Annotated in this window: 8 protein-coding genes; 1 reads left to right on the forward strand and 7 read right to left on the reverse strand. The window is 42.9% G+C overall.

Features of this window, described 5'->3' with window-relative positions:
- The first annotated feature begins 50 nt into the window (after nucleotides 1-50).
- Entirely contained in the window at nucleotides 51-821 is a 771-nt protein-coding gene (miaE, locus tag U9J37_RS06650) for a tRNA isopentenyl-2-thiomethyl-A-37 hydroxylase MiaE (protein WP_005474852.1), read from the forward strand.
- Between the two features lie 89 nt (nucleotides 822-910).
- Here the strand turns inward: miaE and U9J37_RS06655 are convergent, their stop codons facing one another.
- From U9J37_RS06655 to U9J37_RS06685, 7 genes are all read right to left on the reverse strand, one after another.
- Nucleotides 911-5038, reverse strand: a complete 4128-nt coding sequence (locus U9J37_RS06655; RefSeq protein WP_005474833.1) for a zinc-dependent metalloprotease — start codon at nucleotides 5036-5038, stop codon at nucleotides 911-913.
- Nucleotides 5039-5060: 22 nt separating this feature from the next.
- A complete protein-coding gene (locus U9J37_RS06660) occupies nucleotides 5061-5894 on the reverse strand; it encodes a hypothetical protein (protein WP_005474843.1) in 834 nt (277 codons plus the stop codon).
- Nucleotides 5895-6039: 145 nt separating this feature from the next.
- Nucleotides 6040-6846, reverse strand: coding sequence for an ABC transporter ATP-binding protein (locus U9J37_RS06665; RefSeq protein WP_005474896.1), 807 nt, complete (start codon nucleotides 6844-6846; stop codon nucleotides 6040-6042).
- 8 nt (nucleotides 6847-6854) lie between these two features.
- The gene (locus U9J37_RS06670; protein ID WP_005474871.1) at nucleotides 6855-7715 is read right to left on the reverse strand and encodes an ABC transporter ATP-binding protein; all 861 of its coding nucleotides are present in this window, start codon (nucleotides 7713-7715) and stop codon (nucleotides 6855-6857) included.
- A gap of 13 nt (nucleotides 7716-7728) precedes the next feature.
- Nucleotides 7729-9567: an extracellular solute-binding protein gene (locus tag U9J37_RS06675; protein ID WP_005474858.1), complete on the reverse strand. Its 1839-nt coding sequence runs from the start codon at nucleotides 9565-9567 to the stop codon at nucleotides 7729-7731.
- Between the two features lie 27 nt (nucleotides 9568-9594).
- Nucleotides 9595-10638 (reverse strand): ABC transporter permease, encoded by a 1044-nt coding sequence (locus U9J37_RS06680; RefSeq protein ID WP_005474870.1) that lies wholly within the window; start codon nucleotides 10636-10638, stop codon nucleotides 9595-9597.
- Nucleotides 10635-11657 carry an ABC transporter permease subunit gene (locus tag U9J37_RS06685; RefSeq protein WP_038134002.1) on the reverse strand — a complete coding sequence of 341 codons (1023 nt, stop codon included), beginning with the start codon at nucleotides 11655-11657 and terminating at the stop codon, nucleotides 10635-10637. Before U9J37_RS06685 ends, U9J37_RS06680 begins: the two co-directional genes overlap by 4 nt.
- Nucleotides 11658-12012 lie beyond the last annotated feature (355 nt).

A 12012-nucleotide genomic window follows, 5' to 3' on the forward strand; every position in this document is an offset into this window, starting at 1 on the left:
TCCGTTTCTAAAGGTCGCTGATGCGGCCTTTTCTATTTGTAAAGTGTGTAATGATTGATCTGACAAACTACGATTCCCTGCTCGCCCCCATCAATGCTTTTCTTCAATGCCCGACCCCCGATGAGTGGGTCAATGAAGCCAAGAAACCAGAGCACCTAAAAACCATCCTTATTGATCACCTTTTATGTGAGCTGAAAGCCGGTCAGTCCGCTATGTATTTAATTCGCAAATACGCGGTAGACAAAGACAGTGCCCACAATTTGTTGGACTGGTTTAAACCATACGAAGACTTTGCGTATCGTAAAACAGGTAATCTGGCATCGTTAAAAGGTAAGAGCAATATCTCTAAGTCGATCATGGCCAAGTCTCACTCCCCATACAGTCAGGACTTAATCGATAAAATGGTGTTGCTGATAAAAGAGGAGTTACACCACTTTTATCAAGTGTTGGAAATTATGGATGCGAGAGGTATCGCTTACGAGCCCGTTCAGGCAAGTCGATATGCAAAAGGGCTGTTGGCAGAAATGGCGACACACGAGCCTCAAACCCTGATTGATAAGTTGATTATTGGTGCCTACATCGAAGCACGCTCATGCGAACGATTTGCCAAGCTCGCACCGCATATGGATGAAGATATTGCGAAGTTTTATGTGTCTTTACTTCGCTCAGAGGCGCGCCACTATCAAGACTATTTAACGCTCGCGGAAGAAATAGCAGGCAAAGACATCTCAGAGCGCGTCCAATTTTTTGGTAAGCTAGAAGCTGATTTAATCTCCTCTCCTGATACCGACTTTAAATTTCATAGTGGTGTGCCTTTCTAGCTTTAGCACTTATCACAACTCTAAAATATAAAAAGGCTCACCTAACTAGGTGAGCCTTTTACTCGTAACTGCAAATCTAAAGCTCGAAATTACTCGAAATCTTCAGCGCTTGGTAGTCTATCTAGTAGTTCATAGTATTCGCCAGCTACCGCACCAATATCACCAGCTAAGTATGCTTGGATTAGATTCAGATCTGTCGTCCAAAGCTCCTTATCTTGTGTGGATGCTGCATCATATCCTGCGTATACGTTATCAACTGCAAACATCATTGCATCAGTATAGCCGAAGTAGATTAACTCCATTGCATCGGTGTAGCCCGAGTAAGCGACGTTAACATCATGAGCCTTACCACCAGCAAATGCAATTGTGCCAGCGTTTGAATCATAGATGAGGTCTCCAGACGCTATATTTGCGTTAACAAAGTTGTTAAATGATTGCGAGAAGTTCAACGTACCAGCGGCAATGTCTGCATCAATAGTCGCTTTCATCGCGTTTACCATCGGCGCGTCAAAGAGTAAAACTGCATCGTGGTAAGCTTTAACAATACTAGTTCTAAAGCCACCCCATGCGGTATCAATACTATTTGCAACTGCAGTTAGATCCGCTGAATCATAGCTATCTAGGAACACTTTCAGATCATAACCGTCGGATGTCACAAGTTGATTCGCATAAGCGTAAGCCAACTTGTTCGATTTAGTCGCTACAAACGTTTTGCCATCAATCGCAAACTCAACTTTGTCACCCGCAATAATGCCATAACGGTCCTGTTGTTTCGTAAATGTGTCAAATTGTGCTTTACCACGCGACTTCACGGTGTAGTCGTCTGACTGCATTTGGCGCACACCCATATTTAGGATTAGATCACCAATACGCTGACGGCTACGATTCGAGATATCTAAGAAACGCTCAATACCTCTTGGCATTGGAGAAAGAGACTCCATCTGTTCAGTAATGTGTAGATTCACTTGAACACCATTTAGGTTTGAGTAAGCATTCCCCTCTTTATCAATTAGCTTAACTGGGTTATTCAAACCTGTCTTCGCAATGATATTCGCCATGATGTTTTCGTACTCAGCCTGAACACCAGGAATATCCATAAGTGATGCAAAGCTTACTTCATCTGTATAGCGGGTTGAGAAGCGTCTTGAAAGGAAGTAACTTGCAAGGGCTTTATCAGGCCAGCTACCTAAAACAGACACAGCATTTGACCAAGGGTAGTCAGGATCGAAGCTGCCGATAGAGTTTAGGAATCGACCATTCTTAGTTTCAGCTACCGCAACATAGCCACTTTCTGCATCCTCAATAAACTCCGCAGCAACAGAGTCAAAACAGTTCGCATCAATTAAATCGTAGCTTGCAGGAATGTTGAACGAACTATTGTTTAATAGTTGACCAAACGAAATTACTTTCTGATCACCGCTACTATTTTGAATAACACATTGGTGTTCCGGAGTTGCAAGCACATCTAGGAAGTATGCCGCTGCTTTTTGTGCACCAAAAGCGTAATCACAGAACCAACGGTTAGTTTCATCACCTGGTGTTTTACAATATTGCTCATTCGCCGCAAGACTTAACAGGAAGTCTCCAGGCTTGTCGGTAGAACTTGTTAAACCTAAATTGGTGTAGATGCTATCAATACGTTCTAGATCTTCCATCTTATCGCGGATAGATGTCATCTCGCGGAATCGACGGACAATGTAGCTAGGGTAATCCGAAGCGAACAAACCGTTCGTACTGTATTCCGCTAAGTTTCTGCGATCATAGCTATCGAGATAGTTCTGCCATTCGTAAGATACAATTTCATCTAAGGTTGTTCCCTCATCGAAACGGTTACAGTCACTATTTAATGAGACATTACCATCCGTACAGAAGCCGTAGGACTTACGCTCAATATCATGAACATTGTCTAGGTAGTATAGAACTCCGTATCGAGTCTTAGCATAATCTTCCACGTCATCACTAAGTGCAGCTGTATCAAAACGACTGAAATCACAGTTATATAGTGACTTGCCAGCTTGATCACCGTCAAGAGCAACAACTTCAGAACAAACCATAAGTGAATCGTTTGTACTGTTATTGCCAAATCGTTGAGAAAAGCTATTTTCATAGACTTGTAGATCTGCTAGGTACTGCTCATACGCTGCTACTTCATCCGCAGGAGCGTCTTCTCCAGGGTCAGCTACCACTGCTGGTGCGGATGTTGGCGAATCTTGAATGGTCTCAACTTTACGGCCGTAGCCAAACTTGAACGCTGCAATATCGTACAGACCCCAAGTTGGTGTCTCATCCAGCATACTCGGCGCGTAATCCATCGTAGAACTGTACGCCGGAATATTTTTCAAACCCAGAGCATGTGCTTGCTCTAGCGTGTAGTAGTTTGCTTTGTCATTTGAGCCTTTGAAGTTGTGGCGAAGACCAACGTTATGACCAATTTCATGGACAAGGGTATTGCTGTAAGTTGCAACTGTGATAGCGTCTGCCGCTATTTGTTGCAGATCCTTAGGTAGGTACTTCCAACGCTTAAGCTCGCGTGAAACTTCCACACCGTCTTCGTCTTTGTTAATCTTGAAATAACGGTCATCATCAAGTTCAAGGTTGTCAAGCATTGCCTTGTTTGTTGAAGAGACCCATGACGCTTCAATCGGATAAGCATTGTTTTCAGCCCAAAAAGATAGGCGGTTTTCCTCAGCTTTTACAACATCTTCAAAGTCCATGTCATCACTGAAGTTAGTAGTCAGGATTGTAGGCGTTTGGATTGGCGCTTTGTCACCCAGAACATCTTGCTTAGTTAGATTAGGAGCAAACGACGAGCTATTAATTGATTCTAACTTAGAAACAGCCGCCATCGTCGATAACTGTTCTACACGTGTAGACACTTCAGACTTAGTACCAGAGGGTTTTGTCGATAGTGGATCTAATCCATCCAAATCAAGCTGGTTACGGTTGTAAAAACGAGCGAGATTGTCCCAGTAGTACGGAACACCTGTACGCGCTACGCCTGCGTATTGGTTTACATGAGCTTTGATGATTTCGCCCGTCATTGGGTTACCCACAGAAGGGCCGTAACCAAGTAGTCCATTTGCCAAAGGCTCGTCAACTAGATTGATTATGTTGTAACGTAAGTCACCAGGGTGAACTCCCGCCCCTTCAGATTTATTGACAATCTCAATAGGTGGCTTGCCAGAATCATTACCAAACAATTGTAACGCTTGATTCATCTTATTCACGGTCTCAATAGTCGCGTCTAAGAAAATTTTGTTCTTTGGTTCAAAGAAGTTATCTGTTAGATAGTACTTTATGCTTTCGTTCGGATTGAAACGGTTTAAATACACTACATCACGATCATATTTGTTCGTGATCGGATTTAATTTCTTTGTTGATGTTGTGAAGAAGCCAATATCGTTTTCATCACCTACTGGATACATCACAGGTTGGTAGTCTTCCGACGCGACAACACTCTCATGAACAAGTGAGTAGTAGAAGCGCGACTTAAATGCACCATCAACCAGTGCTTCTTCCAATCCAGCTTTAGTCGCAAAATTGATGTAGTCAGAAATGTTATCTAGATCAACTCGGAAAGTGCGTTCCAATTCAAAGTTAAGTACACCATTTTTTGGATCAAACTCCCAAGAGACAAGCGTTGGTGTACCTTGCTCGGTAATTCCATCCGTCAGCCCATAGAGGTCTTCGTAGTTGAACTCAGATACGATGAGATCTTCAGGAGTAGGAGTAAAATGGGTCTTCTTACGAAAATCTAGGCTAGCATCGTTGTTGATTTCTTCTTTGTTTGTACAGTCATCGTAAGCGTCTTCACTACAACGATATGCAGCGAAATCACCCGGAATCTCAAGTACTTGAGCAAAGTTAACTAAGTCATCACTACCAACTAGATTATCTTGTTCAACACAGTAATTATTTTCATCTTTGGGTAATGAAGAGCCAGGGTAATTCTTGTCGAACGCGCGTACTTCCAAACCTGTTTCAGTGAAACATAGCTCCACATAGCGTCCCATACCTTGTAAAAACGGAAACTGGTTGAGTGCAAATCGCGGTGCAGCACCAGTAGTTGGTACATAGAACCAACGCCCATCTTTAAGGTCTTTAACCTGAATTTCTTTAGAGTCACGCTCAACGTAATCGTACGACTGATCGTCCGCGCCACAGCCCGCTAGTATTGCGGTTACGGCAGACGCCAGTGCTAATCTTTTTAATGCCATAATATGTCCTTATTTTTTATTTCTAGAAGGAGAAAGTAACGGTTGCTCGATAAGACGCGTTGTCTTGATCGAATAAGTCGATGTTGCCTAACGTGCCTCGTTCCGCATCTTGGTAAACACCCGATGTCGATGCCGATAAAGAAGCTGACCAATTATCTGTAAAGCGGTAACTTCCAAATAATGAGCCGCCATAGGTCCAACTCGTTCTCCTTGTTCCTTGATAGCTGATGGTATTTCCACCTAAGGCTGAAATACCGAGCGTCAATGATTCCCAAGATTTACTTACACTCGATGAAACAGAGTAAGTCCACTCGGTTAATGAGCGACCGCCTGCCGTTTTATATTTGTGGAAGTTTTTTCTAAGCCTTGGAGTAACAGAGACATTGACTCCCCAAGGTCTCATAGAAACAGGTATTGCGAGACGGAAAGCCGTTTGCAATTCGTCTTTACGCGAAGCTTCAGAGGTAGGGATAGTAAATTGCCCATTCGCTCCTATTTTCCCTGTTTCTCCAAATTCATATAAACTCGAATAACTTGCACCGATAACTGAATCTGTCGCAAAATCTCCAGTTTCATTTTCGTATGCTCGATATCCACCAGAGGACATAAAAGCGCTAATGTTATCTGAGAATGTATAATTTAAACTTCCGCTCCAAGAAAGACTTCTCACAGAGCGGTAATCATCTGGATGATATATATTTGTGTCATAAGAAAGGGACAAACTTCCTCCGAAATCTGACCAAACAGATTTCTCCTCTTGCTGTTCACTATTTTCTTCAGCAAAACAAGCTGATGATAATAATACTGAGACAGCGAGAGCTATTGTCCTTTGCCGACACTTGATTGTGTTCTGCATATGTTAACTTCCATGAATATTAACTCTCATTAAAAATCCGACGCTCAAAATACATCACTTTATTTTGAGTGAAGGAATCCATCAGAGCTCTTTTTAGCTCTGATATTTATTAACAAGCAAAAATATGAAACGTTATATTATTATATTAGCCACGCTTACGTTGGCTTGGGTGCGTAATTGGAATCGCTGACAATAATGTCTTGGTATAATCATTTTCTGGTGAGTTATATATTTCTTGTGCACGGCCATATTCAACGACTTTACCAAAATACATAACCGCGACTTCATCTGAAACTTGCCTAACAACCGAAAGGTCATGAGAAATAAAGATCATCGCTAGGTTCATTTCTTTTTGAAGAGACAATAATAAATTGATTATTTGCGCCTGAACCGACACATCAAGTGCAGATACAGACTCATCACAGATCAATAATTTAGGCTTGAGTGCTATCGCTCTTGCGATACCAATACGTTGCCTTTGTCCACCAGAAAACTCGTGAGGGTAACGATTTACGGCTTCTCTCGGTAGCCCCACTTTATCCAATAGTTCCAATACCCATTGTTTTCTTTCTACCACCGTCCCCATGTTGTGGATAACGTACGGCTCTTCCAAAATCATGCCAATCGTATGCCTCTGGTTAAGAGACTCCATTGGGTCTTGAAAGACGATTTGCATTTCTTTACGTAGTGTACGCATATCTTTTGCAGATAAACGCGTAATATCCCTCCCTTCGAAATAAATTTTTCCCTCGGTTGGCTCAAACAGCTTTAAAATGGTGCGCCCTAAGGTACTTTTTCCGCAGCCTGACTCACCAACCAACCCCAGTGTTTTTCCTCGGTCAATTGAGAAAGAAACACCATCGACGGCCTTGATCGTATACCCCTTTGAAAAAAGTCGCTTTCCTGAGATAAAGTGCTGCTTTAAGTTCTCGATTCTTAATACTTCTTGCATCACTCCCCCTAGTTACTCTGGAAAATACTTGGATCAATTGGCTGTATATCGATCATTTGTTTTGGTTGATGATCTAAACTCGGCATCAACCCCAACAATCTTTTGGTATATGGATGTTGCGGCCTATCAAAAAGGTCAAACACATCCGCTTTTTCGACAATGCGGCCACCATACATCACGGCCACATCGTCACAAATCTCTGCAACAACCCCTAAGTCATGGGTAATAAAAACCATCGCCATGCCCGTTTCTTGCTGAAGCTCTTGCATCAACTCTAGAATTGATGCCTGAACCGTAACGTCAAGCGCTGTTGTCGGCTCATCACAAATCAGAACATCAGGTTTACACGCAAGTGCCATTGCAATCATAACGCGCTGACGCATACCGCCTGACAGGTTATGTGGATACTCATCGACCCGCTTTTCGGGCATTGGGATTTTAACTTTCTCCAACATTTCAATCGCATAAGCATAGCGCTGTGCTTTTTCCAGCTCCGGTCTATGCAGTTCCAAGACTTCCATGATCTGTTTGCCTATGGTATGCACAGGATTCAGCGCCGTCATTGGATCTTGAAATATGATGGAAATGGCGTCACCACGCATTTCGTACATACGTTTTGTTGGAAGCTGTAAAAGGTCGGTGCCTTTATAGAGAATTCGTCCGCCAACTACTTGACCATAAGGTTTTGGCAACAACCCCATGATCGACATAGAAGTCACACTTTTCCCACAACCAGACTCTCCCACTAGCCCCAGCGTACGACCTTTCTGAACATCGAAACTAACACCGTGCAGAACTTTTACCTTCCCGTCATCGGTCTGGAATTCAACTTCTAAGTCTTCTACTGTTAACACCGTTTCGCGATTCATTTACTACCCTTACCTACAGCTTAAACTTGTCGTCAACAACGCTGACAGCAGGGAAAGTGGTCCCCTTTTTCATTGCTTGTTCTGTTTCTTTTTTCGCGCTTTTGTCGATCCAGAAGTTTGCGATGTCCATTGGGTGGAAAATGCTTTCTGTTTTCTTGGTCATTGGGCTTTCTGGATACTTGATCCAGCGCCAGTGTATTGAGCGAGAGTAAGGCACCATGTAACCAGGGACGATAATGTTCGCTTCCGTTACGTAGTCTTGGATTTGATGCGACAGGGCGTAACGTTTTTGCTGGTCAAACTCAGCGTCATACGCTTCGATGAGTTTATCGAGCTCTGGGCTGCTGTAGTTGGTGTGCGCGTTGGTCTGTGGTTTGTTGGCGTTGTCAGAGTGCAAATACTCCCAGTAAGCCGGAATTTCACCCGATCCCATGTTAAGGAAAGCCAACTCATGTTTTTTCTCTAGGATGTATTTGAACGCTGAGGAACCATCAACTAGATTCAAAGTAAACTCTAGACCCGCTAACTTAGCTTGTTCCTTTAGGTACGCAATACGAGGTGTCCAAGTGTTGTAGCCATAGGTAATCGCGAAAGATAGACGCTCACCTTTGTCATTTACGCGAATGCCGTCTGGCCCGATTTTGTTAAAGCCAGCTTGCGCAAAAAACTCGGCAGCTTTACTTGGGTTGAACTCAGGCGCTTTATTGTCAGCTTTGTCGTACTCACCATGACCGAAACCAAGACCGTGTGGCTTACGTGAATAATCACCTCTCATGATGTTGGCGATCATGCCATCGTAGTCAGTGGCAAACATAATCCCTTTGCGAAGATTGATGTCATCCAATAAAGGCTTAGCGGTGTTCATCCACAAACCACCGGCACCTTGGGGCATTTGGTTGAATCCCCAAAATTTCTGGATATAGCCATCTTTAGAGGCTTGCGAATCAGACTTACCGTGCCAATACTCTGGCAAAATCATGTCGAAGTAATCAAGCTTACCTTTTTCGAAGTGCTTTAAAGCGATGTCGAAATCTCGAATCACGCTGATTCTAATTTTGTCGACGTTGTAACGGTTTTGGTAGTAGCGGTTTGAATAGCCCCACCAGTCGTCGCCAACGTGTTTAAACGTGACACTTTTACCTTTTTTGACCTTGTCTAGGTAGTAAGGTCCTGCTGTTGGCTCGCTCTTAAAGTTGTACTGACGAACGAAGTTGTCGACCATACCATCGCCGTTTTCGTCTTTGCCCCCTTTGAAGAAATGTTCAGGGCGAGGCTGAAAACCATTACTTGGCATATTGATTAACACCATCAGTGCGTCTTGGCTCTGCTCGACGTCTGTTTCAACCGCGATGGTGTAATCGTTAATCTTAGTCACATCGGTGATTGAATTACTGAAGAAGTCGTTGTACCAAGGATCGACAATGTCTTTGGAACGGTAGTACTGGAGCATGAACACATAGTCATCTGCGGTAATCTTTTCACCATCTGACCATTTCGCGTTTTCGTCTAGCTGGAAGTAAACCGTTTTGTTGTCTTCCGAAAATGCCCAAGACTTGGCGAGTTGCGGAATCCACTTACCCGTATTTGGGTGGCGCTGCGCAAGCTTTGGAGCGCCGTCCATAAAGTAGTGACGAAGACCTGAGTTTGCATCTGGCCCTACGCTTCGCAACGTCTGCGGGAAACTAATCATAAAGGTGCGTAACGTCCCACCGCGTTGAGCTTCAGAAGAAGCGAATAACGGCTCTGAATCGTTAGTAATCCAATTTAAATCAGCAGGTAAAGATTGCGCTTGAGCCGAAAAAGCGACTCCAACTAGTGCCGCAATCGCGGTCAATTTAGCGAAATTTTTCATTATTATTACTTCCTTGTAAATCTGCGGCTATTCATAGCGAGTGAATTTTTTAGGGTCGAATGCGCTTCGAATTGCTTCGCCTATGAAGGTCACCATCACTAAAACAGCGACAATTGAAGTCACAACCGATACAACAATCCATGGAGCGTCGAGGTTTGACTTACCTTGTTGGAGAAGCTCCCCCCAACTCGGGGTCGGCGGCATCAGCCCAAGACCTAAATAGTCAAGTGCGGTTAGTGCTGTGATATTTGCAGCGATAGTAAATGGCGCCAACGTTACAATCATCACCATTGTGTTGGGTAAAATATGATGAAGCAGAATACGGCTGGTCGATGCGCCCAAAGCTCGCGCCGCCATCACGTACTCTCGGGCTGACTCTTTATAAGTCATGGTTCGCATGTACCAAGTAATGCCCATCCAGCCAAACAAAACGTTTATCGCGACAAAGAGCGCAAAGGTTGGCTGAGTGATCGACACTAAAATCATGATCACATATAGAAACGGAACCATTGACCAGACTTCGATGAGTCGCTGTACGAATAAATCAAACTTTCCGCCAAAAAAACCCATAGAACAGCCAACGATGGTTCCTATCGCATAAGAAACCGCCATGGTCATTAGTGCAAAACCCATCGCAATGCGGAAACCGTAGACAAGACGCGCGAGGATGTCACGACCGATCACATCGGTACCCAAGTAGTGCTGAGTTTCGAAACTCGGAGCAAGTGGAGGGAAATCACCACTAAAGTCTTGCTCGTACGGGTTCCACGGCACGATTGGCATCACAACGAAATTGCCGCTGTCTTCGTTATCAAATAATGCTTTTAACTGTCGGTAATCGGTTTCACTTGAATAATCCAACCCAAACTCTGTACCGGGCTTTACATCACTAAAGACCGGGAATGACCACTCGTCATTGTACTTAACGACCAATGCTTTACTGTTCACTAATACTTCAGCAAATAGTGAGAGCAATAAAAAAGTACTGAGAATAATGAGTGACCAGTAGCCGCGTTTGATCTCTTTAAAGTGCTTGATTTTCTTTTGAGTAAGAGGTGTTAATTTGATCATGATCCGAACCTCACTCGTGGGTCTGCGACGGCTACACATAAATCTGAAAGAATATTGCCAACCATTAACATCACAGCGTTAATAGCCACGATGCCCATCACGACTGGGTAATCACGTTCGACAATGGATTCATAACCCAACAAGCCAATACCATCAATATTAAAGATAACTTCGATAAGAAATGAACCCGTCATAAAGAACAATAATGAGTTGCCAAAGTGGCTCGCAATTGGAATTAAACTATTTTGAAGTGCGTGTTTTTTAACCGCCTTTTTAAATGGTAAACCTTTCGCAATTGCCGTTCGAATATAATCAGCGGAAATGTTCTCCATCAGATTATTTTTCATTGTCATTGTTAATGTCGCGAAGTCACCTATCAAATAACAGATAAGGGGCAATACCGCGTGCCACATAATATCTTTAAACTGTTCGAAGAAGGTTTCATAGTCATCAAAATCATCACCAACAAAGCCACCCATTGGAAACCAATCCAAGTTGTATGCAAAAACGGTAATTAAGAAGACACCGACAACATAACCGGGCAATGCGTAACCAACAAATATTAATACGGATGAAGCGGAATCAAACACCGACCCGTGCTTAATTGCTTTGTAATAGCCAAGCGGAATAGAGATAAAATAGCTTATAAAGAATGTCATCCCGCCATAAAATAAAGAGACAGGCAGACGCTCAGCGATCATATCGCCGACGGGTTCGTAATAACGAGTTGACTCGCCAAAATCCAATACGATGATTTTAGACAACCAATCTAAATAGGCTTCAATTACAGGTTTATCCAATCCATAAAAAGCATTTAGGTCCGCAATCTGGTCTTCTGATAATGCGGAACTATTACCAGCAACACTGACCGATGCACTATCGGATCCTGAATGCATACTCGCCAACATTCGCTCAACAGGGCCTCCTGGAACAAAACGTGTAATTGCGAATATTAAGATTGTGATACCTAAAAAGGTAGGTACGACTAATAATAGGCGTCGTAAAATATATGCTAACAATTGGAAATACTCCGTACCAATTACTAATTAAAGTGTCATCACATCCTGTGACTTATTAGAATATACAACTGGTATAACCAGTATCTGTGACATTAATCTGTTGACGATAATCGATGTTTTCAAATCTATAAAACGAATTTATCAATTTTGTCGATTTTTATCGACTTACGTCATACTTTCTACAAAGTTTTGACGTAAAGATAACATCGACTTTGCGTTGTGCCTCAGAATACTGGATTTTTAAGGATAAACGAGTAATTAGTGACAAGATAAGTTATCAGGTAAGGTTATAAAGCGAGAGTTTGTAGAACTTTATGCTAAGCCAAAAAAGCCTAAACGATTGCTTCATTCATTT

Origin of the sequence: Vibrio sp. 16, from assembly GCF_963681195.1 — a bacterium.
In the GTDB taxonomy this organism is placed as follows: domain Bacteria; phylum Pseudomonadota; class Gammaproteobacteria; order Enterobacterales; family Vibrionaceae; genus Vibrio; species Vibrio sinaloensis_D.

Bases quoted from the DNA above. Each gene is read 5' to 3' on its own strand.
- miaE (WP_005474852.1), top strand. From the start codon at position 51: ATGATTGATCTGACAAACTACGATTCCCTGCTCGCCCCCATCAATGCT.
- U9J37_RS06655 (WP_005474833.1), bottom strand. From the start codon at position 5,038: ATGGCATTAAAAAGATTAGCACTGGCGTCTGCCGTAACCGCAATACTA.
- U9J37_RS06660 (WP_005474843.1), bottom strand. From the start codon at position 5,894: ATGCAGAACACAATCAAGTGTCGGCAAAGGACAATAGCTCTCGCTGTC.
- U9J37_RS06665 (WP_005474896.1), bottom strand. From the start codon at position 6,846: ATGCAAGAAGTATTAAGAATCGAGAACTTAAAGCAGCACTTTATCTCA.
- U9J37_RS06670 (WP_005474871.1), bottom strand. From the start codon at position 7,715: ATGAATCGCGAAACGGTGTTAACAGTAGAAGACTTAGAAGTTGAATTC.
- U9J37_RS06675 (WP_005474858.1), bottom strand. From the start codon at position 9,567: ATGAAAAATTTCGCTAAATTGACCGCGATTGCGGCACTAGTTGGAGTC.
- U9J37_RS06680 (WP_005474870.1), bottom strand. From the start codon at position 10,638: ATGATCAAATTAACACCTCTTACTCAAAAGAAAATCAAGCACTTTAAA.